Below are 26,770 nucleotides of genomic sequence, written 5' to 3'. Positions count from 1 at the left end.
ATATTAGTCACTTTGGATTCGATGTTGTCCATTCTTGACTCTATATTGGTCATTTTGAACTCCATGCGGTCCATTCGCGACTCCATGCCGCTCATTCTGGATTCCAGGCCATCAATTTTAGTTTCGATGGAATCTACTTTAGTTTCGAGTTTGCTGACTTGAGCTTCAACCGTACATACAGTAGAATGCAGACCTTCCACTTGAGTCTTAATTTGCAGCAAAATATCCATGACTTGATTGTTATCCACGTTCATTCCTCCTCAAGATTTGATGAATCAATAATGTTGTAAAAGTTCGTACCGGATATATCAAATAATAGGGTCGGTCTTCCTCAACATCATGCTCAAATCATGAATTGGAACCGTGACATTAGTTTACTCGGATCTTGGGTGATCTTCAACATAAAAGCGGATCATTTTACATTTTGTTTATCTGTTTTTTTGCTGATTTTGATAACTCTATTCCGTATATGTTAGATCCCTTCGTTCTATGGGAAATGACCTTTTGAAGTTAACCTTTTACCTTTTTGAAAGTTCTTTTTTCGAGCTCCATGCTGTTGCTCGAAAAAAGGGACTGCGTTGCTGCTTCAGCCGCTACGATTGAATCGCGTAGCGGCTGCGCAGCTTTAGAGCCATCTCCCGAACATGCGCAGGTTCGGGGAGATGGAAGTTGGATGCCGCATCTGCAATAGCCTGTGGCGATTGCTGTTCACGGATGACGCGCTTCACCGCGTCCGTGAACGCTTGCGCGGCATCCGGGCCGAGCCCAGTGAGCTCGGCCAAGCTAGCGGTGCTGTCCGCTACCACCAGTGGGTGGTCGGACGGCGCAGCACCGCTAACAGCGGCTCGGTCGTAGAAGTCGCGCACCAGTTGTGCGCGCGCCTGCCCCGAGCCAGCGGCGATCACGAAGGCTTGGACGATAAAGGCCTTTGTCTGTCGCCGCTGCGCAATGCCGCAAAACTTCAGCCCGTCGATACTCAGGTCGTAATCGCCTGGGCAAAAAGCTCCTGCAATCTCGCCCTTAGCGACTCGTTCGCCCTGCGCTTGCAGCGCAAGCTGAATCAGCTTGTACATCCGCTCAAAGTCGTCGTGAAAATGACGATCGCTCAAATCCGCCTTCGGCAGAATGAGCGAAACGTTCACGACACCAAGATCGAGCGGAACCGCTGCTCCGCCAGAATGGCGTACGGCAGTAGACATGCCTTGTCCTTGTAACCAGCGCTCCGCCTCAGCTGCCTGCGGCAGACGGCTATCGCGCAACCCCATAATAAATGCCGCTGGATGCCGCCATAGATGGCAAATTGGCGGTCCACCCTCCCCCGTATGGCGGCATAGCAGCTCGTCCAGCGCAAAGGAGTAGAGTGAATCAAGCTCCTCAATTTCATGTGTACGGTCTAACAGCAGCATATTGGAAAATTCCTTGCCGAGTTCATTATATTTATTTGTAGGCGTAGTATGGTTACTATTCATAGAAGTCATCATAGACAGTCCTCACATTGGTTGACATTAGGAAAAGATTATACCCATCGTAGCATGGGTTGATACAGGTCACAATCCCCATGGTTGAGATAATAAACAGAAGGAATGAAAAGTATAGCGTTGTAAATGAAAGAAAAAAAGAGTATATAAAATATTATAGGGGCTAATTAGCGCATTTTATCTGATTTTCGTTATAAACAGTCGATTTTCATGTTTTCCATTTTTTAAACCCATGATATAATACTCGTAATAGTAAAGGGGAGTAGCTCCGTAATAAAGTCGTCATTACGTGACCTTAGGGTCTCCGGCTTTATTCACAACGTTGGACGTTGTTGCGAGACCTTTGCCAATCGGTGAAGGCGTATCCTCTTGGAATACGTACGTGTGCTGCCTTCACCGCCGTATGAACGGGGTGGAGGTTTTTATATGCCTTCACATTGGTTACATCTAATACATGTATGATTGACAAAGGAGGAGTTACAATGGATGTTGGTTTGTTGTTACAGTACGGCTGGGTATTGCTCGTACTCATCGCGCTCGAAGGTATTTTAGCAGCGGATAATGCGCTCGTGATTTCGATTATGGTTAAACACTTGCCTGAGAAAGAGAGAAAGAAGGCGCTCTTCTACGGCTTGGCTGGAGCGTTTGTATTCCGCTTCGGTTCCTTGTTCGTCATTTCCTACTTGGCAAATGTGTGGCAGGTACAAGCGATAGGTGCTGCGTATCTTCTCTTTATATCGATAAGCTTCATGGTGAAGAGGTACGTGCTCAAGAAAGACAGTCATCAGAAGGACGTAAAGGAAAAGCAAGAGAACTTCTGGGTTACGGTATTAAAAGTAGAGTTGGCGGACCTTGCGTTCGCGGTTGATGCAATCTTGGCAGCAGTTGCGCTTGCGATTACATTGCCGACGACGAGCTTGCCTCCAATCGGCGGTATGGACGGTGGACACTTCCTCGTTATTTTGGCAGGTGGTATTATTGGCCTCGTCATCATGCGTTTCGCAGCATCTTATTTCACGACATTGCTGCTTAAACGCCCTGGCTTGGAAACAGCTGCATTCCTTATCGTAGGATGGGTAGGCGTGAAGTTGACAGTATCTACGCTTTCGCACCCTGATATCGGTGTATTGGCGAAGACGTTCCCGAAAGACCCAGTATGGAAGCTTATCTTCTGGGGTGTCATGATTACTATCGCTGTAGCTGGTTGGTTCATGTCAAAGGAGAAAGTTGTACCTAACAATGAAGCGACAGCGCATCATTCATAGATGAAGGTAAGGAACAAATAACGATGAGGTCTGCACGTATGAAGTGAGAAGCCTGTAAAGGAAACTCATTTGTATACGTGCAGACCTTTTTACTTTTCGAAGATACAGGGCTATCTAACAAGGGTTTCCATCTTCAGTCGAGGATTGGTACTAAGAGCTTGTTTCTACTATAATAGGTGAGGTAAGCTAACGTGCACTTGTTCATGCAAGTATTAGATTGTATAGGAGGAGAAGCGATGTTTGTCGTAACGAACACTATTCGAATCATGGCGGGACATGGAAAGCAGGTGGCAGAACGCTTTGCTGCAGGGCGAGGTGTACAGCAGATGCCTGGCTTTATACGATTGGAAGTATGGCTTGGCGAAGGTAAGGAGGGGGAAGAAGAGCTTAAGGTATGTACCGTGTGGGAAAATGAAGAGTCCTTCCGCAACTGGACATCGAGCGAATCTTTCCGTGAATCACATCGTGGTGGTGGAGAATCGAAGCAGTACATGCTCGGAGCTTCTTTAAATAAGTATGAAATGGTCGTTTCCAGTCAAGCATAGCACTGTGGTTACACTTCAACATAGAAGCATTCGGAATCGTATTTCATAGAAGCAGGACAACATCGAGTATAGGCATCCGAGTCAGAAGGAGAGAATAATAATGGAATTTAAAAATAAAGTAGCTCTTATTACAGGCGCAGGTAAAGGGATCGGCAAAGCAATTGCTCATGCACTTGCTAAGGAAGGAACGAATCTTGGACTTATCGCTCGTACAAGTGCGGATTTGGAGAAGCTTCAGGCTGAGCTTCAAGAACAGTACGGTATCCGTGTCAGCATCGTGTCAGCAGACATTGCGAACCAAGAATCGGTTGATCAAGCGGTTGCTGCGCTCGTAGGCGAGCTGGGTCAAGTAGATATCCTCATCAATAACGCAGGTACTGCTACGTTCGGGACGCTTGTTGATATGGATCCAAAAGAATGGGAGCGTATTATCCAAGTTAACTTGATGGGTACGTACTATGTAACACGTGCGGTGCTCCCTCATATGATCAGCCAAAACAGCGGTAACATCATTAACGTTGCATCTACAGCAGGTGAGCGCGGCTTTGCAACAGGTTCTGCTTACAATGCGTCCAAGTTCGCGGTTATGGGTATGACAGAAGCGCTTATGCAAGAAGTGCGTAAGTTCAATATCCGCGTGACAGCTCTTACACCAAGTACGGTAAATACAGAGCTAGCTACAAATGCTGGTCTAAAAATCGGCGACGAGGATCGCATGATGCAGCCTGAAGATGTGGCAGAACTTGCACTTGCTACTTTGAAGCTGCCTGCGCGTGTATTCGTGAAAACAGCGGGAATATGGACGACAAACCCTCAGTAATACGTATCCGTCCACGCTATAGGCGTAAGCATGGCTATAGCGTTAGAAGAAACAGCCTTAGTTCGGGATTCAACCGAGCCAAGGCTGTTTTTGCGTTTATTGGTTGTGGAATGAAGCTTGCTCTTTACTCAGCTGTCGTTCGAGATGCGCGTTTCCCCATTCATGCATTAAATGAAGAACAGGTTGGAGTGTCATCCCATATTCCGTAATCGAGTATTCCACACGTGGAGGTACTACTGGGTATACGACTCGCTGGATAACTTCCTGTTCTTCCAGCTCCCGAAGCTGTGTCGTCAATGTTTTCGTAGTAATACCTGCAAGTGCACGTTGGAGATCACTGAAGCGCTTCGTACCACCAAACATCAAGTGCATAATGATGAGGGGCTTCCATTTTCCAATCAAAATATGAAGCGTATTTTCAACTTTGCATAGATCAGGATTTTTCTTCTCCATGCCTATCCCCCTATAAGTATCTTTAAAGATACTTTATATCTTCAAAGTGCGTAATTTACATTATTTATTATAGAGATATAATAAAGAAAGTGAAATAAAGCTATATAAAAGTAAGTATATATAAAATATTTTCGTTTAAAGAGAAAGTGAAATTTACAAGCAGAGGAGAATGTAAAATGAGTAAAGATTTATTGCAAGCATTGAAGGAAAGACGCAGTATTTATGGAATTAGCAAGGAACATGTCGTATCGGATGCACGCATTGAAGAGTTGGTTGCTGAAGCGGTACAACATACACCATCCGCATTTAATTCTCAAAGCGCGCGTGTTGTTGTATTGCTTGGAGAGCAGCATGATAAGCTGTGGAATTTGACAGAGGATGCGCTGCGCAAAGTCGTTCCCGCTGAAAACTTTACACCGACAAAAGAAAAAATGGACGCTTTCCGCAGCGGCTATGGTACGGTACTCTTCTTCGAGGATGAGACGGTTGTTAAAGGGCTGCAAGAACAGTTTGCTCTGTACAGTGACAACTTCCCAATCTGGTCACAGCAATCTAGCGGGATGCTTCAATTGGTAGTATGGACGCTATTGGATGCAGAAGGCTTCGGCGCAACGCTGCAGCATTATAACCCACTTATCGACGCTGGAATTGCTGAGGAATGGAACATTCCATCCACATGGAAGCTGACAGGGCAAATGCCATTTGGCAAGCCGACCGTTTCAGCAGGTGAGAAAGCATTCCAGCCGCTAGATAGCCGTCTTAAAGTATTCAAATAAGGCGTAATCGTATAGAACGAATATAAGCAAGACACTCGCTCCTAAGTCGGAGGGCGAGTGTCTTTGCTTTTTGCATCATAGAAATAGATAAAATTTGTGATAAATATCCTAGTCGGTACCTCCTGTTTTCTTATACAATCGGTGTATTTCTTCGTATGAAGATTATAAAAGAGGGGTAGTACTATGACGTTTCAAAGTTTTTTACAAGTAGTAGAACTAAGAACGAAGGCCGCGAGCATGATTCCATTTGCAATAGGAAGCTTATATGCTTTGTATCGATTTGATCAATTTCAATGGGATCATTTTTTGCTGATGCTCGCTTCACTACTGGCATTTGACATGGCTACGACGGCTATTAACAATTATGGTGACTATAAAAAGGCTGTGAAGCGAAACGGCTACGGCTATGAAGTGCATAATGCAATTGTCCGACACCAGTTGAGTGAGCGGAGTGTGCTTTTACTTATTTACATATTGTTATCGATAGCTATAATGGCAGGCTTTACGTTGTTTCTGAAGACAAATCTGTTAGTTCTACTGTTAGGAGGGCTTTCCTTCCTCGTTGGTTTTTGGTATTCACTAGGTCCGATTCCCATTTCTCGAATGCCCCTGGGTGAGCTATTCTCAGGACTGTTTATGGGTTTCGTCATCATCTTTATCTCTGCTTATGTACATGTAGAACCTGCTCAACTGGCGGGTATCGCTTGGGAGCATGGGCATGTTTATCTGGACATTAATGTGAAAGAGATTCTGCTCGTGTTTCTCATCTCAATTCCAACAATTTTGACGATCGGCAACATTATGCTGGCTAACAACATTTGCGACAAAGACGAGGATATTGAGAATAAACGGTACACATTGCCTGTTTATATTGGCAAGAAGTCCGCGCTTGCCTTGTTCCGTAATGCCTATTACGTATCTTATCTTGATCTTATCGTACTGCTTGCACTTGGCATTCATCCGCTCGTCGTGCTGCCAGTTTTGTTGACGTTACTTCCACTTCGTAAGCGTATTTCTGTATTTATGCAGGATTGCTCGAAAGAACGAACATTTGGAATCGTGGTGAAAAATTTTATTCAACTGAATGCGGCTCGTATTCTTGTGCTTATAGTGGCGATCGTGCTGCAGTAGGATATCATTTTATCATTGCTGGGGTATTTTTATTTTTGGAAGGCACAGCAGGTGAGGTTTCGACAATGCCTGCTATATAGGTTAGTTGGTTGCGAGATTTGCAAAAACATGGTACTCTAAAAATTAGCAAAAAAAGGATGTATTAGGTATGGTATAACGTTTATCGTTTGCCTACTTTCTTATAGAATCGTGGCATAGGCATAATTGATTACTCAATGTGCGCAATTTGCTAGGGAGGTAGAGTGATCCAGTATGACCGTACTGTCATTAGCTGACTTGATTCAACAATATAGGCTAAAGTCTAACCTAACCCTTTCGGAGCTTGCCAGAAGAGCAAATATCAATAAGGGGACCATTTCAAAGATTGAGAATAGAGAAGTGAGGAGGCCAGATTTCAAGACGGTAGCCTTGATTGCATCTCTACTGGATATCCCATTTGATGAGTATGTGGAATGCTATATGGAAGTAGAGCGACGGGCTTCCGTATTGTGGAGCCTGTTGGAAGAAGCTATAGCAAGCTCCCAGTCTAACTCCATCATTCGCAAAATCGCAACCAAGTTTCTAGAAACGGAAAAAGAAGACAGTTATGATTTGGTTGAGCAACTATTTACAACTACCGCTTCTTTGCACGACACCTCGTTAAAGCTTCTTTTGTACACGCTTATCGTAAAATACTCACGAAGTCATGGCATCATGGTTTACATTGCTAAAGGACTATATCAGCAATATTGTATTGAAAGAAATGATTTCAGTAATCTACAGGAAACCTATCAATTTGGTAAGTATATTTTGAACTATATTGATCTTCTACCGGAGCGAGAGCAAATAGAAGTGTACTATAAGTTGGCGGTCCATGCCTTTACGCTGCGCTTATATCAGGATTGTGTGGATTTTTGTAAGGTAATCATTCAAGAGGATGATAAAGAGAGCAAATTGTATATACACGCAATTGGTATTCTACGCTTTTCCTATTTCTATTTGAATGATTATGAACGATCTGAGCAGTATATGGAAAAATATCAGGCCTATGAACATACAAGGGCAGCTGATAACGATAAATTGCTAGAGGCGATGCTTCATGCTAAGAGAGGCGATGTTGAGCGAGCTATAACGCAATTTGATCAATGTTTACAAACGTGCAGTAAGGATTTTATTGTACATGTTTTAACGGAATATATAGCGCTATATTTGAGTATGGATGATGTAGAGGAGGCTGGTCGGCTTCTATCTATGGAAGAAACCATTTTGGCTATTTCATATACGACACCGATGGAGTATAACGAGTTAGCTAGCTTTTATAGACTCAAAGGAGATTATTTTGTAAAGATTAATCAACTAGAGGATGCAGCTAACAGCTATATGCAAAGTGCATTGACCTATGCACAAATTAATGATGTTCACAATGAGCGGCAATGCATGCGCTTATTATTTAAGCTATTGAGGCAAGATACTCAATTCAAAGATGTTTCAACCCTAATAGAAATAGAACAATTTTATGAGCGAGTGTGCTCTGTATAACGAGTGGAGGATCATACTGTGAACAAACGAAGTGCCATTTTAGTAGTTTTAGCGTGTGTGATGTTCGTTTCCTATTCAGTTCATGTAGAGGCTGCCAATACATCAGGAGGCGGCTTCCCATGGGAAGAAGTAACGAATGCTAGTAAGTAGCAGGTATCGACAGCAGTAGCACGTTTCAGAAATAGGAAACGGCGATCCTGCTGTCGATAGTACTATTTATCGTATTAAGTCCGCGATAATCTGTTCGTGCTTCGCCAATCGCTGCTTGCGTGTACCGACCGATGTGTAGCCAGTGACCTGATCAGCAAGTGGCTTAATAATACGGTCTATCTTGCCATCGTCGGCAATACCTACTGGCTTAACGCCAAGTGAGGCTAGCTCATCGACGAAGGAAAATTGAAGGACAACGAAGCGGTTTCATTTCCGCTAGTGTTATTTGTTTCTTGCTGCCCATTGTTTACTGTGGTGATGTGCATCCAATGAAAAGTAACACGATAGCCAGAAGGGCGATGAGGGAGTGGAACTTTTTCAAAATAATTACCTCCTGATGATATGCACGGGATGTAGGATGAAAGGTTGAAATGTGTCCATATTCGCACGAGACCATTTATTAAAGTGAATGTTTTCACATAAATCAATACATTGCATTGTAGCGAAATTGTGACAGGTGAGCAATGTTTACATTTTGATCAAACTATTGGGCTGTTTTCGTGATAAATATCACATTGGCAGCTTTGTTTTTCTGACAAAATGTGAAATAAGTCACGTTCGTCTCTTGTAAGAGGTAAATAGCAAGATAAACATTCAACGATGCATGTTAGTGGGGTAAGCAGCAAGTAAGAAAGTTTAAGTTGAAATGGATATTTCCAATAGAAAGGTGGAGTCAATAGCCATGGATGTGGTTATGTTATCGCGAATCCAGTTTGCATCGACGACGATTTTTCACTTCTTCTTCGTTCCGATGTCAATTGGTCTAGCACTGCTCGTCGCGATTATGGAGACGATGTATGTCGTCAAGGGAGACGAGAAGTACAAGCGAATGACGAAGTTCTGGGGCAAGCTGTTCCTCATTAACTTTGCGGTCGGCGTTGTTACCGGTATTATTCAAGAATTCCAATTCGGGATGAACTGGTCGGATTATTCACGATTTGTCGGTGATGTGTTCGGTCCTGCGTTAGCGGTAGAAGCGCTGCTGGCATTTTTCTTGGAATCTACATTTATCGGTCTTTGGATATTTGGTTGGGATCGTCTATCGAAGAAGGTTCACTTGGCATGTATATGGATTGTATCGATAGGTACGATGTTATCGGCCTTCTGGATACTCGTAGCGAACTCGTTTATGCAGCAGCCAGTAGGGTTTGAGGTTGTGAATGGACGAGCAGAAATGAATGATTTTGGAGCACTGCTCTCGAACGGTCAGTTATGGGTGGAGTATCCGCATACGATCTTTGCTGCAATTGCAACAGGCGCATTTTTAATTGCGGGTATTAGTGCTTATAAAATATTGAAGAAGCAAGACGCAGAGTTCTTCAAAACTTCGTTTAACATTGCGATTGTTGCGGCTCTTATCTCCTCGATTCTAATCGCGGTATATGGGCATCAGCAGGCACAGTATTTGATGCATACACAGCCAATGAAAATGGCTGCGAGTGAAGCATTGTGGGATCGAAGTGAAGATCCTGCACCGTGGACGTTGTTTGCTACCATTGATCCAGAGAAGAAAGAGAACGGAACGGAAATTAAAATCCCGTATTTGCTCAGCTACTTAACGTACAGCAAGTTCTCTGGTGATGTAAAAGGAATGAATGAGCTGCAAGCGGAATACGAGCAGAAGTACGGTCCAGGGGATTACATTCCACCTGTACGCACGACCTTCTGGAGTTTCCGCATCATGGTATTGGCAGGCTGTATTATGATCGTACTTGCGATGTACGGTGTGTACTTGTCTGCTCGCAACAAGCTATCTCATAAGAACAAATGGTTTAATCGCTTCATGGTCGCTGCTATCTCGATGCCGTTCATTGGTAATACAGCGGGCTGGATTATGACAGAGATCGGTCGACAGCCGTGGACCGTATTTGGCTATATGACAACGGAGGACAGTGTCTCTCCTAATGTTACAGCGAATGAAGTGCTGTTCTCACTCATCGCGTTTACCGCTATCTATGGTGTTCTCGCTTATATCCTTGTTCGTCTGTTCTTGAAAGTAATTAAAAAAGGACCGACGATTATTGATAAGGTCGAAGTGAAAACAAATGACCCGTTCGATAGGGAGGTGCACCATGGCGTATAGTGAACTGTGGTTTGTTCTGGTCGGGGTGTTGTTTGTCGGGTTCTTCTTCTTGGAGGGATTTGATTTCGGGGTAGGAATGGCGACGAAGTTTCTAGCTCGATCCGATATGGAGCGTCGCGTACTTATTAATTCAATTGGACCGTTCTGGGACGCTAATGAAGTGTGGTTGTTGACGGCGGGTGGAGCCATGTTCGCGGCATTCCCACACTGGTATGCAACGATGTTTAGTGGCTTTTATATCCCGTTTGTATTCTTGTTATTGGCCTTGATTGGTCGTGGTGTAGCCTTTGAGTTCAGAGGTAAGGGCGATACAGAGCGCTGGAAGAAGAACTGGGATATCGTTATCCTACTAGGAAGCCTTTTGCCACCATTCTTGTTCGGTGTCGTATTTGCAAGTTTCCTACAAGGCTTGCCAATCGATCAGAACATGGAGATGAACGCAACTATTTTCCAAGTGGTGAATGTGTATACGGTAGTAGGTGGTCTTGTTGTTACGCTGCTATGTTATGTACACGGCTTGATGTTTACAACGCTTCGCACGGTAGGTAGCTTGCAAGAACGAGCGCGTGCACAAGGGAAAATGTTACTAATCCCACTTGCTGTGTTGTTAGTTGTTTTCGGTGGTATGACATATACGATGACGACAGCATTTGAATCGCGCAGTGCGGTTATGGTTGTTATCGCTGTACTAGGCGTTGTTGCTTATATTATGGCTGGTTATTTTATGAGCAAGAAGCGCGATGGTTGGGCATTTGGTATGACAGGTGCGGTTATTGCGTTAGCGGTTGCTTCTGTGTTTATATCGATGTTCCCAAATGTCTTGATTAGTTCGATTGACAGTGCCTATAACATGACGGTTTATGCTGCTGCATCGGGTGACTATTCACTTCGCATTATGACGATTGTGGCGGTTACGCTGCTGCCGTTCATACTAGCGTATCAAGCATGGAGTTATTTCGTCTTCCACAAACGTGTTACGGAGAAGGAGCATCTAGAATACTAATGGATAAACACACACTTGGATTTAAAGGAAGCAAACTTGTCATAGCGGCTATTGTGCTGCTGGCCTTCATTCACAGTGTGTCCATCCTATATATTGCAATAGGGCTGGCGGAGACAATCTCCTCCCTATTTGCAGGCCAAGCGCTGCAGGAACAAGTCGACTCGATCGCGAAGTTCCTGCTCGCTTTCTTTATCCGGCAATTGACGGCGCTTCTCATGCAGAAGATTGCCTATCGATATGCGGAGACGGCAGGGCGTGAGCTGCGCAAGCAGTTGGTTAGCAAGCTGTTTGAGTTCGGGCCACGTCTTGTCCAATCCGAAGGGACGGGCAACGTCGTAACGCTCGTACTGGACGGAATTGCTCAGTTCCGAACGTATGTGGAGCTTATTATTCCACGTATGATAGGCACTGGGATTACACCAATTATCGTTCTGGGTTATGTATGTTGGCTGGACCCTGTAGCTGCAATTATTTTAGCGGTAACGATGCCAATCTTGATTGTATTTATGATTCTGCTAGGATTGGCAACAAAGTCGCATATGGGACGACAGTGGAAGACCTATCGTCTACTGTCCAATCATTTTGTGGATTCGCTGCGTGGACTAGAGACACTGAAAGTACTTGGTCAAAGTAAAGCGCACAGCGACACGATTGAGCGTGTGAGTGATTCTTACCGCTCCGCAACGATTAAGACGCTGCGCATGGCATTTCTGTCTTCGTTTGCACTTGATTTCTTTACGACGCTGTCTGTCGCGATGGTAGCGGTAAATCTCGGTTTGCGTCTTATTGAAGGCGACATGACGTTGTATCCATCGCTATTAATATTGATTCTAGCACCAGAATACTTCTTGCCTATTCGCATGGTAGGTGCAGATTATCATGCGACGCTAAAGGGCAAGGAAGCGGGAAAGGCCATTCGTGCTGTTATTGAAAAGGGTGAAGCCGAAGCGATGAGACTTGCGTCTTCCCCTTCTGCACATGCGGCTGAGCAAGCGAAGTGGACGTGGACGAAGGATAGTACACTAACGTTGAAAGATGTTGGTTTGAAGCATGAATTGCAAGGTCCAGCTTCGCTTAGTGCTATTGATCTGACGTTACAAGGAATGAAGAAGATCGGTGTAATCGGTGCGAGTGGAGCGGGTAAATCGACCCTAATCGATATACTCGGCGGTTTCCTTGCTCCATCGTCTGGTGATGTACTGCTTAATGGAGAATCTATTAAGGGCTTAACGGGAGAAGGCTGGCGACAGCAGCTGACTTATATTCCACAGCAGCCGTATCTGTACAATAGCTCCTTAGCGGATAATGTTCGCTTTTATACTCCTGATGCTTCAGAGAAAGAAGTGAAGCAAGCCATCGCTGCTGCTGGACTTGAGCGGGTTGTGGCACGCCTGCCTCAAGGCATGGACGAAGTAATTGGTAATGGCGGACGTTCCCTGAGTGGTGGACAGGAGCAGCGTATTGCACTGGCTCGTGCATTTTTAAGCAAGCGTCCAATTATGCTGTTGGATGAGCCGACGGCACATTTGGATATTGAGACAGAGTATGAATTGAAGGAAACGATGCTTCCGTTATTGGAGAACAAGTTGGTTCTAATGGCTACTCACCGCCTGCACTGGATGATGGAGATGGATTCGGTAATTGTGCTTGAGCATGGCCGTATAGCGGAAAGTGGTACACATGAAGAGCTGTTGGAACGTAAGGGATTATACTACGAGATGATGCGCATGCAGATGGAAGGGGTGGACGAAGGGTGAAACGTGAAGATTGGATACGACCGTATTTCTCAACACATTCGTGGCGCTTTGCGCTCATCGTCTTCCTCGGTCTATTAACGGCGCTGTGTGCTTCTGCCTTGATGTTTACGTCGGGCTACTTAATTTCTAAATCATCGCTTCGTCCGGAAAATATTTTGATGGTGTACGTTCCCGTCGTTCTAGTCCGTACATTCGGTATTAGTCGTTCGGTTGTGCATTATGTAGAGCGTTTGGTCGGTCATGATACGATCCTTCGCATCTTGTCTCATATGCGTGTACGCTTGTATCGTCTGTTGGAGCCGCAAGCACTGTTTATTCGCTCTCGCTTCCGCACAGGAGATATCCTTGGGATGTTGGCAGATGATATCGAGTATTTGCAAAATATTTTTATGCGGACTATTTTCCCGAGCATTGTAGCGCTGGCTGCCTATGTGGTCGTTATTGCAGCACTTGGCTGGTTCGACCCAGCCTTCGCGTTGTTGATGGCTTTCTATATTGCACTGCTTATATTCGTATTGCCAGCGTTGTCACTGTACGTGAATAAAGCACGTAACCGCCAGTTGAAACAGAAACGCAACCAGCTGTATCAAAAGCTAACCGATGCGGTGCTCGGTATGGGAGATTGGGTCATTAGTGGACGTCAGGCGACATTTGTTAACGACTATGAACGAGAAGAAGCAGAAGTAGCGCGTATGGAGCGCTCCTTGAGTAATTGGTCGAAGTGGCGGACATTTGCCGCACAGGGAGTGGTTGGCGCTGTTGTGATCTCGATGATTTATTGGACAGCTCAGATGTTTGCTGAGCAAGCGATGGATGCCACGCTGATTGCGGCATTTGTTCTTGTCGTATTTCCGATGATGGAGGCGTTCCTGCCTGTATCGGATGCGATTGATAAACTACCGCAGTATACCGACTCATTGGATCGGATGGCTAAGGTAGATCAAGGTGAAGACGACGGTAAAAGCAAATATAAAAGCAAAAATGAAGGCGGAAGTGAGGGTGCTAAGAAGAAAAGCCTTACTTTAGGGGAACAACAGGTTAGCGATAAAGTAGGGCAAGCTGCTAACGCCTCCCTCATTTCGGAGAAATTTGTGAAGGAAGAGCTTGTGCAAGCTGCTCGACAATCGGCGCACATCCGTATTAAACAGGCGAGCTACTGTTATGAGCAGGGAAGCGAGATGGCCGTGGAAGAGTTGTCGCTTGATATTCCGCAGGGCAAGAAGATAGCGGTTATCGGTCGCAGCGGTGCAGGTAAGTCCACGCTGCTCAAGCTGATTCAAGGTGCAATTGCGCCTACGTCTGGCGCGGTCACCATTAATGGAACGCCGGCGGATACTTACGCCGGCGCAGATCGCATCGCCACGCTCGTATCGGTGCTCAATCAGAGCCCGCACTTGTTCGATACGAGCGTGGCGAACAACATTCGCCTCGGACGTTACGATGCGTCCGAGGGAGAGCTTCGCCAAGCCGCCCGCCAAGCGCGGCTGGATGGCTTAATTGAATCGCTGCCCGAAGGGTACCTCACGCCCATGCATGAGGCGGGGCAGCGATTCTCCGGCGGAGAGCGCCAGCGAGTTGCGCTAGCGCGCATCCTGCTGCAGCAGACGCCGGTAGTGCTTCTCGACGAGCCAACGGTAGGTCTCGACCCGCGCACGGAGCGGGAACTGCTGGCGACGATGTTCGACGCAATGGCGGATAAGTCGCTCATCTGGATTACTCATCACCTCGTAGGAGTGGAGCAGATGGACGAAGTCATCTTCATGGAAGAAGGCCGCATCATTATGCGCGGCACACATGAACAATTAATGAAGCAGGAGGCGCGTTACCGCCGCCTGTACCAATTGGACCGACCACTTGTTATGAAGGCGGTCGGATTATCGTAATCATGATCGAATAAAGAGAGTGCTTCCTCCAAGTAAGATGGTATAACCTAGACATCACAGTGGCTGTCCTAAGGACAGTAGCTGTGATTTTTTTTGTGCAGATAGGGTCCAATAGGGAGAGGAGAGGAGAGGAGAGGAGAGGAGAGGATAGGCTGATGTCGCAATCTCACTGCGACAAGTCCAGTTTGACAGATAGAGCTTAAAAAGCTATGATATGTTTATATCAAATATCTCGATTTCAAGATATAAAGGATTGCAATGGATATAAAGGTAACAACGGAGAGGCTAGTCTCCCCGCATGTTAGGAGACAATGTAACTATTCGTTAAGGAGGATATATCATGAAGCATATATTTAAAGAAGGAACAGATCCTAACGCACCTGTATTGCTTCTGCTGCACGGTACAGGTGGTACAGAGCAGGATTTGCTGCCGCTAGCTGAAGCATTATCGCCAAAGTCTGCGGTACTTAGCGTTCGCGGTAATGTATTGGAGAACGGCATGCCTCGTTTCTTCCGCCGTCTAGCTGAAGGCGTATTTGACGAAGAGGATCTTCTATTCCGCACACAAGAGCTGTATGATTTTATCGATTCAGCAGCGGTTCAGTATGGTTTTAACCGTGACCGTGTCGTGGCAGTAGGTTATTCCAATGGAGCGAACATTGCCGGGAGCTTGCTCTTCCATCATTCCAATGCGTTGAATGGAGCTGTTCTCTATCATCCGATGGTGCCTAGACGAGGGGTATCTTTGCCTGACTTAAAGGGTATGCCAGTGTTTATCGGAGCTGGCTCGAACGACCGGATGTGCACGCCTGCCGAAACAGAGGATTTGTTTGCATTGCTGCAAGGGGCGGGTGCTGAGGTACAATTATTCTGGGATCATCATGGACACCAGCTTACATCAAATGAAGTGAAGGCTTCCACAGCTTGGTTTGCGAAGCACTATACTGCTTAATTATAAGTTGTGACCTTACGACTCATAACTACCCAATTTCAGCACGATTTTCATATTCACGATTAAAAGCCAGGCAGTTGTAGGATCTGCCTGGCTTTTAACTTTCCAATGAAATAAATGATTAGCGATAAATCACTAATAATGAATGCCGTATCTTACTCCATTTACGGTTAGGCTGTAATTGGTTGGACCAGAAAGAGGTAGGAACAATGCCATTTGAATCAACTTTGTCTGGCCAGCTTGAATAGATTCATACTCTGGTATTGTCATCGTAACCCGATGGAAGTCCCCTTGCAGACCGCCGACATTAGGTCCCGTATGACCCGGCGTGACTATTATCGGATAGCCATTCCAATTCTCTACTCTACTAGGTGCTGATGTTGGAATATCAAATTGCAGTACCGACCCGCCTGGAATTACCGCATTGGTGTTGTTTGTAATAGCAAGCTTAGGAGCTACTGGGAAATTATTTCCGCCCATCGGAAATTGAACTAATTCTACTTTCACATTTAGCTGACTTGCTGGTGGAGGCAAAGTTCCCGGGTTAACGTTGCTGTATGGTGCAGCCATTTTGAACTTGTTATGAATAATTTTTGTTAGAGTAGAGCCCATAAAATACTCGCCTTGACCGTTATTGCGTTGAGGATAAAAGTCATAATCCCCTGAGAGCTCCCAAATCATAATTCCGCCAATACCTTTTTGTACGACGTAATCCGCCTTAGCCGTAATGGATTGTGCATCTTCTGTAGAGAGGAACACATTTTTTTGTGGGTTCCACAACCAAGAGGCAACTAGTGTATTATCAAAGTGCTTATTATAAGTGCCGACGATTTGCGCTTGAGGAAGCCCGAACATGTTTAAATAAGATCCGCGAATTTCATTTTCAAGGTTCATTGCATGCCACATTGGGCTGTATCCTCCAGGTGTTTCAAGGCCGTTTACTTTATCATGCCAAATATTATCGATGCCGATAGCGCCATCTCCACACTTTTGTTCGCCTGGCATACAGTTCGTGGTCGCCGCTTTGCCCCAGAGCCCGTTTGTGCCGCCTTGGACATTTTTGAAGCCGCGAGTATAGTAGGGAACGCCGATATTAATTCGTCCGGCTTGCATCATGCCGCGCATGTAGTGATAGGACCAGTCTGTATTTAAGTGCCCCATACCTAAGTAATCGGGTGATGTGTACATACCTGCCGCAGCAAGTTCTGCATCCTTACCATCATCAAATAGGGCTGCATTTGGACCAACGAATTCATTCCATGAACCATGCAGATCGTAGGACATAATATTTACGTAGTCGAGGTATTTCAATCCTTGAGAAGTTTCCATGCCGCGAAGTAGATAACTAGAAGCCGGAGAAGCAATTGTGAGCATATAGTACTTCCCGTCTTGAGCAGACGCTTGATCCAGCTTTGTGCGCAATACTTTTAGCAATTCCACATAGCTTGCATTTAGGCCAGCGCGGCGAGGTTGAGAGACGGACCAATCAAGTGGATTGCCTGCTTGCTCCATAGTGGTTGGATACTCATAGTCGATATCTGCTCCATCGAATCCATATTGACGGAGAAAGGCGACGACAGAATCAGCAAACGTGTTAATGCCTGCATAGTTAATTGTGCCGTTAGCATTTGTAGTCATAGTGTAGAAACCACCGGAGTTGACACGGTTGCCTGATGCATCAGGATATCCACCTGTTTCCGCCCAGCCGCCAATCGATACTAACGTTTTGACACCAGGGTGCTGCTTTTTGAATTTATTGAGAAGATTGAAATGGCCTTTATAGCTATATGCTGGGTCCATTGCTGCTGCTGGTACACCAGGCCATTGCATGCCGATCGCTTTATTCGTAGGACTCATCGCCCCGACGGATACTTGATTACTATTGTCGATATAAGCAAATGCGTAGTTGATATGAGTAATGTTGCTCCAAGGAATATCGTTCACTAGGTACTTCGGTTTACCATCTGTCCCTGTTCTCCAGTCTGTAAAGTAACCGATAATGCGGCGTTTCGATTCATTAGGAAGCTTCTCGCGTCCATTACTATCATAGACCGTACAATACGGGATGCCTTGTACACCAGAGTCATACAAACCTGCTGGCCGACAAGCTTGGTTAGGGTTTGTGATAGGATTGTTTGCTGGCACTGCGGTTCGAGAAATATCCATAGCTGCAGGGATAGAAGAGGGCTGATTCGTAGTTGTGCTTGGCTCTGTTGCTTCTGCTGAAGCTGGGGGCAGGGCTGTCGAGAATAAACTGATAGCAAGTAGTAAGCTTGCGCTTAGAAGAAAAAACTTCTTACCTCTATTCTGTTTTTTAACCAACAACAAAGTAATCAACTCCTTAAAAATAGTAGTTTGTCCCCTGTAATACCGTATATAAAGCGCTTACAATTATAATGTTGAACTTATCTTAATAGAAATAGAACGTAATGATCAAGAGTGAGGAAGCAACTATTTATGATAGTGTTATCGATATATGTATTTTTATAGGAGACGGCAGATACTTTGCCATTTACTAGAGTATTTTGCTGCAGACGATGAAATCTATTGCCCGTTCTATACATAGACGGCTATAATCGAGTTGGATCCATAGTATGGCAATATATGGTTTGTTCTGTTGTTGATCGTCAGGAGGGCGTTGAGGTGCTGGTTACTATACAAAAGCATGTATTTGAAACACTGGATGATGAACGGTTATTAATTGTATGCAACGAGCCAATTGCTCATCAGGTAGATAAAAAAATGGTGCGAATATCAACCGATATTTTTTATACATTAACGGAAGGTCAGCGGTCTTTGTTCTTGTTTCAGACCTTTGATAGGCATCTGGGTCAACATGGGGTGTACGGATGGTTTTGTCATTTGGAATATTTATTCGCTCATGGGCCGTTCTGGAATGTAGTTGATGTATATATTCGGCGCGTGGCTGGTAAAGAAGCGAGCGCATTTTTTATACAGCTGCGGGCTTTACGAGACAAGATGACGGAGTTAGCACAGCGGAATGGTAGAAAAATTTGCGATTATTTTGGCGAGCATATGGCGGATTACCCTGATTTGCAGCGGGAGATGGAAGAGCTTGACCAGGTCGTAATTACCCTGTTCCCGGAACTTCGCTCTGCTATTGCGAGGGATATTCGTAAGCATCCTGAACAATTTGTAATGTGGCATCATTGATAGGGAGACCTTCGCCTCTATTTCCATGATATACTAAGTGTGAGACTGCTTAGTTATTTGAGGAGGAAGAGATATGGGGTTTTTAGATGGAATTATGGGCAATGCTTCTGAGGTAAATCTAGAGGAAGCGAATCGAGAGTATGCAAGTATTCTGTCCCGTTCAGAGTCAATCGAAAAGGCGTATAAGCTGATTCGTGATATGTTCCTGTTTACGAACAAGCGCCTCATTTTAGTAGATAGGCAAGGAATTACGGGAAAAAAAGTTGAGTACCGTTCCATTCCGTATAAAAGCATTGTTCAGTTCAGTATTGAAACTGCGGGCAGCTTTGATATGGATGCTGAGCTAAAGGTTTGGGTGTCTGGAGACCCTGTGCCGATGCAGAAGCAATTCAATAAGAACCTGAACATTTATGAAGTACAGTCTGTTCTCGCGGATTATGTGTTGAAATAGACTTACGTTAGTAACATCATATTCGTTTTAATCACAGCCCGTATGTATGGATTTATCCATAATACGGGCTTTTTGTCCTTCGTTGGCATACAAATAGATCAAAATGATTGGAATTAGTGGACATTTCCGTTATGATAAAGGTCGGAGAGATACACAACTTGTAGACAGAAAGAAGTGTTATGAATGAAAAAATGGGGGATCTATGGCTTGCTCATCTTTGTCATGCTGGCGTGGGGAATGAACACGATCATGATGAAGGTATTAGTAGCGAACTTTATGCCGCTGACCATGACGGCTTTTCGCATATTATTAGCTGCCGTTACGGTGTTTATCATTTTATTCGCGCTTGGCAAAGTACGCAGACTTACCAAAAAAGAATGGAAGTATGTGGCGGCTGCTTCTTTGTTTAACGTTGTTGCACATCATTATTTTTTATCGCTTGGATTTACGGGGACGTCTGCTTCCAGTGCAGGACTCGTTCTGGGGACAGGTCCGCTGTTGACTGCCATTATGGCTATGATTTTCTTAGGAGCTAGAGCAACTTGGTTTAAGACGATTGGTATCATTCTGGGTTTTACTGGCGTTGCCTTTATTATGCTAAAGAGCTCGGGAGATGTTAGTGGGCTTTCCTTAGGAGACGTTCAGGTGTTCTTAGCTATCGTTGCCCAGGCTTTTAGTTATATTTTGATTAAAAAAGCAGCTGATACGTTAGATCCGCGTCTAATGACAGGCTATATGCTGCTTCTTGGTTCGGCTGTTCTGTTCGTTATCAGCTTAATCGCAGAGCCTGATGGATTGAGCAGTATGGTAGGCGCAACAGCTGATGTTTGGGTTGTTTTTGCCTTGTCGGCTACCGTGTCGACGGCAATCGGCCATCTTATTTATAATTATGCGGTTGGCAAAGTAGGAGCGGCTGAATCGGCTATCTTTATGAATTTTACACCGTTTTTTGCTTTAGTTGGCTCTGTGCTATTGCTAGGAGAAACGATTACTTTGGCACAGATTGGTGGCTTCCTGTTTATTATTATGGGTGTGCTTCTCGGTTCGGGGGGCTTGGAAGACTGGCTGCGTCAACGTCACCACCAGCAAATAGAAGCTCAAATTGCAAAGCGACATGGATAAATAGAACAGGGTAACCCAAAAGTTATGGAAACGGACTATTGGGTTACCCTTTTTTTTGTTGAGATCAATGGTTGCGAAGACTTTTAGTAATCGTATCTTTTGCTTTCATCAGCGTTAATCATGCTGATGAATAACGCGACCATGTACAGGTTGGACAGGGCGGCTGTTGTTCGGGAAGATAGCTTGGAATGCTTTTAATTGATTGGTCGACATGGTAATAGGGTCGTCGAGCACAGTCCACTTAATTCCCTCACTGCAAGACGGTGTCGTCAAAGATCCCGCATAACGGAAAGAATCTTTATCGCTAGGCAGTATTTGATTAATATCAATCGTTTTCGCTAACTTGATGTCTGTCTTCGTTTCCTTTTTAGGCAGCTTCGACCACATCTCGTTTAGTGCAGATGAGGCTTTTCCCTCTTTAATAAGAATGCCGAGCACAGCAAGCCGCCCGTCTGCACTTTTATGAACGAAGTGAACTTCCAATGGAGACGCCTTGCCATTAATGGTGTGTTCGCTAGGTGTGTGGAAATGAAATTGGAGCAGATAATAGGCTTTGCCATCGATAAGAAGTGTGTTGTCTGTGGAGGTAGCATTAGCTTGGATGGTATGGCCGTTGTTGGCGATAGTGAACAAGGATGGTTTATATTTTACCGAAAATCCTTTGCCGTTATCATGTTCGGTTGTTTCATCGGTGTCGATGTTGATCGGTGATTGCTGTTTGCCTACTTTACAGATTTGGTAAGCTTCGCTCAAGTCTCCCCAATGTTCGGGCCCAGTAGAACCTTCATAGGACCAATGTGCGTCTGAGCCAGCTGCAATTGCAGGTTGAGAAACCGAAGCAGGTGTGAAGACGGTTAACGCTAATCCTAAGCTGAGCAGCATCATAGAGCTTGTCCATTTTCGTTTAAACATAAATTCTCTCCTTTGTAATCGTATAAATATTATGAATGCGCTTTCTTAGTTGCCGTACTCTTGTATGTACCACCACCCTGATGTGGATATGATCAGAAGATAAACTGAATAGCTGAAATTTACAAGTAGAAAAATAGTTTATGTAAAAATAGTTACTTACTGCCCATGTCTATTTCCTTATTGATAAGCGAAAAACGCTCCCCATAGTACAAGCTACGGCGGAGCGTTTTGTATGGTTGGAGCTGTCTCTTGTCGTTAACCAATCATAATTTTTCCTTCTGGATAACGATACAATGATTGTTCTCGACGGCTGCCAAGTGCGTAAGCAAGTGTCATTGGTCCAAGACGTCCGATAAACATAGCGAAGCAAAGTACAATTTTACCGAATTCAGACATCTGTTCTGTGACGCCCATGGACAAGCCTACCGTAGCAACAGCGGAGGTCGTATCGAACAGAATGGCCAAGAATGGCTGATCTTCGGTAATGGCTAGCAGCATGGCAACGGATAGTACCATAAAGATCGCTAAGAAGATGATCGTGAGTGCCTTAAGAATAAGGTCTTTGGAAAGGCGATTGCGGAACAATACGACATCTTCGCGTCCTCTCATCATCGCCCATACAGCTGCGATGAGAATAGCAAATGTCGTTGTTTTAATTCCGCCCCCGGCAGAGCCTGGCGATCCACCAATGAACATCAAAATAATCATAAAGAATTGTGTAACTTGATTCATATTTGTAATATCGATCGTTGTCGTCCCCGAAGAGCGAGTTGATATCGATTGGAACATGGTAGAGTAGAGCTTACCCTCCATGGACATGTTTTTAAGTGTATGAGGGTTCCACCACTCGAACAGCAGAATAAAGATAGCTCCGACTGCGATCAAAATGCCTGTAACCGACAACACTACTTTTGAGTGCAGTGAAAGTTTGCGCAGGCGAGGATAATCATATAGCTCGGCAAGGACGATAAAGCCCAAGCTACCGGAAATAACGAGAATAAAGGCTATTATGTTAAAGATCAGGTCATCAGCATAGTTTTGAAAACTGTTGCCGAACAAATCAAAGCCACCGTTATTAAATAACGATACGCTGTGGAATACGCCATAATATAGTGCTTGTCCAGCAGACATTTCTGGCATCCAGTGCAGAGCGAGAATGAGAGCGGCTACGGTTTGAATGACGAATACGAATATAATCGTACGTCTAATGATGCGGACGATTCCTTCCATGCTGCCTGCATTCATCGTTTCTTGCAGAATGAGGCGCTCGCGAAGCGAAATACGTTTACCGAGCATCAAATAGACGAGCATCGCTACGGTCATAAATCCAATACCGCCTAGTTGGACGAGTAACATAATAATCGTTTCACCAAAGACGGTGAACGTCGCACCTGTATCTACGACAGTAAGTCCTGTGACACAAATAGCTGAAGTAGCCGTAAAGAAAGCATCTATCCAAGTAATACGGAGCCCGTCATGCACCGCAATGGGCAGCTTTAAGAGTATAGTTCCGAGTGCGATGAGCGCGATGAATCCGAACAAGAGTACTCGAGACGGCGTCCAGGTAGTCATTTGTTTTTTTAAGTTCTTAATCATATGTGCCTCCACCTCCAACCCTCAAAACGATACTATATCTCTTCACCATGTCTTTGTAAACCATAACAATCATGCTTTTACTCATCTTGCCACAAAAAAAGCCATCCCAACCTTATCGTTGAGATGACTTTACGTACTATGTACGATTTCATTCAGTTGCTACTAGCCTTTCACGCTTCCTGCCGTAACACCTTCAATGATCTTCTTCTGCAAGAAGCTGTAAATGAGTATGACAGGGATAATGCTTATCGTGATTGCAGCGGTTAGTGCACCATAGTTCATATTGTATTGATCGACAAAGGATTTGACCGCGACAGGCAGCGTACGTGATGCCTCATTGGAAATGAACAAATTAGCCATAACGAATTCGTTCCAGTTGCCGATAAAGTTCAAAATAAATACGGTAACGAGTGTCGGTAATGTGAGCGGAATGACGATACGGAAGAGTAGACCGTATGTATTTAAGCCATCCATAACTCCTGCTTCTTCAAGTTCCAGTGGAATGGACTTCAAAAAGGCAGCGATAACGAACACGGTCAAAGGAATCCCAAATGCAGAGTATGGAATAATAAGTGCCAATGGCGTATCGTAGATACCGAAATCATTAATCATTTTGTACAACGGGATGAGTAGTGACGCTGGTGGTATTAATAAGGATAACAAGAGTAAACTGTAAACCCCTTTGCTAAGCGTATGGAACTTCATGCGTGTCACCGCATAGGCAATCGTTGTCGATAATAAAATGGTTGCAAAAGTAGAGATTGAACTAATATACAAACTATTGATAAAGTAACTGTCGATATGAGAATTGGACATAGCTTCAATATAATTATCCAATGAGAAGCTCATAGGCATGCCCCATGGATCATCGAATATTTCACTGTTATTTTTGAATGAAGACGAGATGACAAAGAACAGCGGGTAGATGACGAGCAATGCATAGATGACGAGAATGATGTGGGATACAAAGTTGATTGAACGAGATTGCTTCATCAGTAGTCTACCTCCGTCCGCTTGTTGATCACGTGATACACTAACGCCAAGATCGCTGTAAATATCGTAATAATAATGGCGATTGCATTTGCGTAGCCAAAATCACTTAAGGAATACGCTTGTTTATACATATACGTAGCCATAACTTCTGTAGAATGGAATGGCCCGCCGTTTGTCATAATCATAACGATATCCATCGCCTTCATCGCGCCTGTAATTGATAGCAGCATCGTTACGACGATAACAGGACGAATGAGCGGTATTGTGAGCAGCCATGCTTTCTTCCAACCGACGGCTCCATCAATTTCGCCAGCCTCCAGCATTTCTTTTGGAATGGAGAATATGGCTGCCAGCACGAGGACGATGTAGAAGCCCGTCCATTGCCAGCCATTCGTAACGAGGATGGAGAACATTGCTGTTGTTTTGTCTCCAAGCCAAATTTTGGCCCAAGATTCGAGTCCAACGGAACGTAGTAGTTGATTCAATAGTCCTGCATCTGGCGCATAAATAAACTGCCAGATGACCCCAACGGAGGCGGTCGATAAGATACTTGGCAAAAATACGGTCAACTTGTAGAAATCTAACATTCTTCTTACACTGCTGATCATAATTGATACGACTACGATAACGGGTACTTGTATAAAGACAGAGAACAATACGAAATAAATGTTATTCCAAAAGGCTACCCAGAACTTTTCATCTTGCATCGCTTTTTGGAAATTATCTAGTCCTGTATATACGGGGTCGTTAATGCCATTCCACTCAGTAACGGAATATTGCAAGGAATTAAAGAGCGGTACCAAATAGAACGTTATGTACAAGGCTAGGGCAGGGACGACAAATATGGCAAATGCCACAAGGTTGCGCTGTATTTTATTCATGGCTCATCTCCTAAGTCCTTATGACCCACTAATGGGCAAAGACCGGGCACTGCAATGTGAATTGCAGCCCCGATCTGCCGTTAGAGGTTCTAATTGGTTCTTGTGTATAACCGGTTATCTTATTTTTTGTTAGCCGATTCTTGTACTTCTTGGAGGCGTTTCGCAGCATCCTCAGGGGAAATTTGCCCGCCTAGTACTTCCTGAATCGTGCCTTCCAACGTAACTTTAACTTCTTGTTGAACAACGGCATCGAAGGCAGGGAATGCACCTTTAGCAGAAGCTTGCTGCTCACCAATTGACTTTGTCAGCTCATTAGCACCAGACAAGTCTGTAACACCCTTCATGGAAGGAATACGGCTTGTTTCAACAAGTCCACGTGTTTGGTTTTCAATGGTGTAGAAGTTTTTGATGAATACTTTAACTGCTTTAAGCTCATGCTCTTTCAACTTCCCAGAGAATCCATAGCCGTTAGACCAGCCGCCGTTAATGTAACCATCTCCGCCTCCGCCAACATTAGGCATACGGAAGAATCCAGCATCATTGGCTACTTTGGAATCTTGACCAGTAATCGCACTAACTGCCCAGCTACCGTCAAACAGCATAGCTGCTTTGCCTGTGTAGAAGTTAGCTTGACCTTGAGAATATTTAAGTCCGAGGACATTCGGATCGATGTAACCTTTATTTTTCAAATCTATGATGCGCTTAAATGCTTCAACGACAGGGGCATCTGTCCATTTGGATTTGCCAGCTACGAAGCCCTCTTGAATCTCTGGTCCACCTAAACCAACGAACAAGTTGTTAAGAAGCATGTTGGCAGCCCAGCCATCACCGCCGCCTGCTCCAAGTGCAATTGGCGTAATGCCTTTCGCTTTTAAGGCTTCACATACTTTTAGGAACTCTTCCCACGTCTTAGGCACTTGAACGCCTGCTTCTTCAAACAGTTTGCGGTTATAGAAGAATCCTTCTACGAATCCGGATTCTGGCAAGCCGTAAACTTTACCGTCTACTGTGAACTCACGCAAGTTATAGAACTGGTCAGCCAAGCCCAACTCTTCCAAAATTGGAGTTAAGTTAAGCAGTCGTCCTGTTTTTGCATAGTTCTGAGTGTCAGCGCCACCAAACAAGTTGAAAATAGGCGGTTGGTTGTTGTTTTGCATTTCCGCCTTCAACTTGACGTCACGGTTGACTGTATCTTCAACACCGTCCAGCTTGAAGGTCAAGCCCGGTACTTCGGATTCGGTTTTCTTCACGACATCTTCAAGGATTTTGAGCGTCTTTTGGGCTGTAGCCCGGACGTTAATATGTCTAACGACAAGAGAGAATTCTTCCACCTGTGGATCGCCTGCAGCACCATTACCTGAGTCGGCTGGCTTCTTCTCGCCACCACCGCCGCACCCTGCAAGAGCAAGGGCAAAAACCATCATTGTAACGAGTAACAAGTTCAAACTTTTTTTCATCCGATAACACTCCCTTTTAAGAATTTAATATCTGTTCGCGTAAGCTACATAGGATGTTTCCTTCTTGGGTGCTAGAGCTAGGAGGTATTCATCAATCGAATAGATTCGTTCTGTTGTTACAGATGCTTTATTGCTTGTTTCATGCTAATACGTTACCGGTAAGACGCGGCAAAGTTTCAAGGCATATACCCGCTCAAAGAGGGGCATCACCTCCTTAAGTAAATAGAGTTAAGGACAAGCTGTTATGTAGGTAGGTGTGAAGATCATGGTGAGTAAGTCATGGTAAGCATGGTAGAAATGGATTGAAAAG

At 44.7% G+C, this 26,770-nt stretch carries 24 protein-coding genes and 1 pseudogene; 15 read left to right on the top strand and 10 right to left on the bottom strand.

Translation table 11 applies throughout. The features are described 5' to 3' along the window. Both H580_RS0105975 and H580_RS23525 read right to left on the bottom strand, forming a co-directional pair. Positions 1 to 248, bottom strand: a 248-nt coding sequence (locus tag H580_RS0105975; RefSeq protein WP_028593980.1) for a hypothetical protein, incomplete at its 3' end; no start/stop codon positions are given. Positions 249 to 593: 345 nt separating this feature from the next. Continuing rightward, entirely contained in the window at positions 594 to 1,406 is an 813-nt protein-coding gene (locus H580_RS23525) for a lipoate--protein ligase family protein (protein WP_036604757.1), read from the bottom strand. Positions 1,407 to 1,960: 554 nt separating this feature from the next. Here H580_RS23525 and H580_RS0105965 point away from each other — a divergent pair. The 3 genes from H580_RS0105965 (at position 1,961) to H580_RS0105955 (ending at position 4,108) form a co-directional block, all read left to right on the top strand. After that, positions 1,961 to 2,743, top strand: a complete 783-nt coding sequence (locus H580_RS0105965; RefSeq protein ID WP_028593979.1) for a TerC family protein — start codon at positions 1,961 to 1,963, stop codon at positions 2,741 to 2,743. Positions 2,744 to 2,979: 236 nt separating this feature from the next. Then, the gene (locus H580_RS0105960; RefSeq protein ID WP_028593978.1) at positions 2,980 to 3,288 is read left to right on the top strand and encodes an antibiotic biosynthesis monooxygenase; all 309 of its coding nucleotides are present in this window, start codon (positions 2,980 to 2,982) and stop codon (positions 3,286 to 3,288) included. A gap of 100 nt (positions 3,289 to 3,388) precedes the next feature. Further along, on the top strand, positions 3,389 to 4,108 hold the full coding sequence (locus H580_RS0105955; protein ID WP_028593977.1) for a 3-ketoacyl-ACP reductase: 720 nt from the start codon (positions 3,389 to 3,391) through the stop codon (positions 4,106 to 4,108). A gap of 96 nt (positions 4,109 to 4,204) precedes the next feature. On the opposite strand, the gene H580_RS0105950 is transcribed toward H580_RS0105955, so the two are convergent. After that, on the bottom strand, positions 4,205 to 4,561 hold the full coding sequence (locus H580_RS0105950; RefSeq protein WP_028593976.1) for a winged helix-turn-helix transcriptional regulator: 357 nt from the start codon (positions 4,559 to 4,561) through the stop codon (positions 4,205 to 4,207). Positions 4,562 to 4,737: 176 nt separating this feature from the next. Between H580_RS0105950 and H580_RS0105945 the strand changes: the two genes are divergently transcribed. The 4 genes from H580_RS0105945 (at position 4,738) to H580_RS26790 (ending at position 8,136) form a co-directional block, all read left to right on the top strand. Then, positions 4,738 to 5,337, top strand: coding sequence for a nitroreductase family protein (locus H580_RS0105945; RefSeq protein WP_028593975.1), 600 nt, complete (start codon positions 4,738 to 4,740; stop codon positions 5,335 to 5,337). 183 nt (positions 5,338 to 5,520) lie between these two features. Further along, the gene (locus tag H580_RS0105940) at positions 5,521 to 6,468 is read left to right on the top strand and encodes a 1,4-dihydroxy-2-naphthoate polyprenyltransferase (protein ID WP_028593974.1); all 948 of its coding nucleotides are present in this window, start codon (positions 5,521 to 5,523) and stop codon (positions 6,466 to 6,468) included. A 252-nt stretch (positions 6,469 to 6,720) separates the two neighbouring features. After that, complete coding sequence (locus H580_RS23520) at positions 6,721 to 7,986, top strand: helix-turn-helix domain-containing protein (RefSeq protein WP_084508993.1); 1,266 nt, start codon at positions 6,721 to 6,723, stop codon at positions 7,984 to 7,986. An 18-nt stretch (positions 7,987 to 8,004) separates the two neighbouring features. Continuing rightward, the gene (locus H580_RS26790) at positions 8,005 to 8,136 is read left to right on the top strand and encodes a hypothetical protein (protein ID WP_281167959.1); all 132 of its coding nucleotides are present in this window, start codon (positions 8,005 to 8,007) and stop codon (positions 8,134 to 8,136) included. A gap of 72 nt (positions 8,137 to 8,208) precedes the next feature. On the opposite strand, the pseudogene H580_RS26365 reads toward H580_RS26790, so the two are convergent. Next, positions 8,209 to 8,400 (bottom strand): annotated as a pseudogene (locus H580_RS26365) (iron citrate ABC transporter substrate-binding protein); the annotation flags it as partial. Positions 8,401 to 8,878: 478 nt separating this feature from the next. Between H580_RS26365 and H580_RS0105925 the strand changes: the two are divergent. The 5 genes from H580_RS0105925 to H580_RS0105905 all read left to right on the top strand — a co-directional run bounded on the left by H580_RS0105925 (position 8,879) and on the right by H580_RS0105905 (position 15,874). Continuing rightward, positions 8,879 to 10,279 carry a cytochrome ubiquinol oxidase subunit I gene (locus H580_RS0105925; RefSeq protein ID WP_028593973.1) on the top strand — a complete coding sequence of 467 codons (1,401 nt, stop codon included), beginning with the start codon at positions 8,879 to 8,881 and terminating at the stop codon, positions 10,277 to 10,279. After that, positions 10,269 to 11,282, top strand: coding sequence for a cytochrome d ubiquinol oxidase subunit II (gene cydB / locus H580_RS0105920; protein WP_028593972.1), 1,014 nt, complete (start codon positions 10,269 to 10,271; stop codon positions 11,280 to 11,282). The genes H580_RS0105925 and cydB overlap by 11 nt, the downstream gene beginning before the upstream one ends. Continuing rightward, a complete protein-coding gene (gene cydD, locus H580_RS0105915; protein ID WP_028593971.1) occupies positions 11,282 to 13,039 on the top strand; it encodes a thiol reductant ABC exporter subunit CydD in 1,758 nt (585 codons plus the stop codon). Before cydB ends, cydD begins: the two co-directional genes overlap by 1 nt. Further along, the gene (gene cydC / locus H580_RS0105910; protein WP_028593970.1) at positions 13,036 to 14,922 is read left to right on the top strand and encodes a thiol reductant ABC exporter subunit CydC; all 1,887 of its coding nucleotides are present in this window, start codon (positions 13,036 to 13,038) and stop codon (positions 14,920 to 14,922) included. Before cydD ends, cydC begins: the two co-directional genes overlap by 4 nt. A gap of 340 nt (positions 14,923 to 15,262) precedes the next feature. Continuing rightward, positions 15,263 to 15,874: an alpha/beta hydrolase gene (locus tag H580_RS0105905; RefSeq protein ID WP_028593969.1), complete on the top strand. Its 612-nt coding sequence runs from the start codon at positions 15,263 to 15,265 to the stop codon at positions 15,872 to 15,874. Between the two features lie 135 nt (positions 15,875 to 16,009). Here H580_RS0105905 and H580_RS0105900 read toward each other — a convergent pair whose 3' ends face one another. Next, positions 16,010 to 18,202: a glycosyl hydrolase family 18 protein gene (locus tag H580_RS0105900; protein WP_051217278.1), complete on the bottom strand. Its 2,193-nt coding sequence runs from the start codon at positions 18,200 to 18,202 to the stop codon at positions 16,010 to 16,012. 315 nt (positions 18,203 to 18,517) lie between these two features. Here H580_RS0105900 and H580_RS0105895 point away from each other — a divergent pair, with 315 nt between their 5' ends. The 3 genes from H580_RS0105895 to H580_RS0105885 all read left to right on the top strand — a co-directional run bounded on the left by H580_RS0105895 (position 18,518) and on the right by H580_RS0105885 (position 20,621). Continuing rightward, on the top strand, positions 18,518 to 19,048 hold the full coding sequence (locus H580_RS0105895; protein WP_028593967.1) for a hypothetical protein: 531 nt from the start codon (positions 18,518 to 18,520) through the stop codon (positions 19,046 to 19,048). 73 nt (positions 19,049 to 19,121) lie between these two features. Next, positions 19,122 to 19,499 carry a PH domain-containing protein gene (locus H580_RS0105890; RefSeq protein ID WP_028593966.1) on the top strand — a complete coding sequence of 126 codons (378 nt, stop codon included), beginning with the start codon at positions 19,122 to 19,124 and terminating at the stop codon, positions 19,497 to 19,499. A gap of 183 nt (positions 19,500 to 19,682) precedes the next feature. Then, entirely contained in the window at positions 19,683 to 20,621 is a 939-nt protein-coding gene (locus H580_RS0105885; protein ID WP_028593965.1) for a DMT family transporter, read from the top strand. A gap of 114 nt (positions 20,622 to 20,735) precedes the next feature. Here H580_RS0105885 and H580_RS0105880 read toward each other — a convergent pair whose 3' ends face one another. The 5 genes from H580_RS0105880 to H580_RS0105860 all read right to left on the bottom strand — a co-directional run bounded on the left by H580_RS0105880 (position 20,736) and on the right by H580_RS0105860 (position 26,460). After that, the gene (locus H580_RS0105880) at positions 20,736 to 21,533 is read right to left on the bottom strand and encodes a carbonic anhydrase (protein ID WP_028593964.1); all 798 of its coding nucleotides are present in this window, start codon (positions 21,531 to 21,533) and stop codon (positions 20,736 to 20,738) included. A gap of 255 nt (positions 21,534 to 21,788) precedes the next feature. Continuing rightward, complete coding sequence (locus tag H580_RS0105875) at positions 21,789 to 23,126, bottom strand: TrkH family potassium uptake protein (protein WP_028593963.1); 1,338 nt, start codon at positions 23,124 to 23,126, stop codon at positions 21,789 to 21,791. 165 nt (positions 23,127 to 23,291) lie between these two features. Continuing rightward, positions 23,292 to 24,122 (bottom strand): carbohydrate ABC transporter permease, encoded by an 831-nt coding sequence (locus H580_RS0105870; protein WP_028593962.1) that lies wholly within the window; start codon positions 24,120 to 24,122, stop codon positions 23,292 to 23,294. Next, positions 24,122 to 25,003, bottom strand: a complete 882-nt coding sequence (locus H580_RS0105865; protein ID WP_028593961.1) for a carbohydrate ABC transporter permease — start codon at positions 25,001 to 25,003, stop codon at positions 24,122 to 24,124. The genes H580_RS0105870 and H580_RS0105865 overlap by 1 nt, the downstream gene beginning before the upstream one ends. Before the next feature lie 119 nt (positions 25,004 to 25,122). After that, complete coding sequence (locus H580_RS0105860) at positions 25,123 to 26,460, bottom strand: extracellular solute-binding protein (RefSeq protein ID WP_028593960.1); 1,338 nt, start codon at positions 26,458 to 26,460, stop codon at positions 25,123 to 25,125. Positions 26,461 to 26,770 lie beyond the last annotated feature (310 nt).

Origin of the sequence: Paenibacillus assamensis DSM 18201 (genome assembly GCF_000422445.1) — a bacterium.
Classification (GTDB): domain Bacteria; phylum Bacillota; class Bacilli; order Paenibacillales; family Paenibacillaceae; genus Paenibacillus_B; species Paenibacillus_B assamensis.
This window is presented reverse-complemented; position numbering and strand designations above follow the sequence as displayed.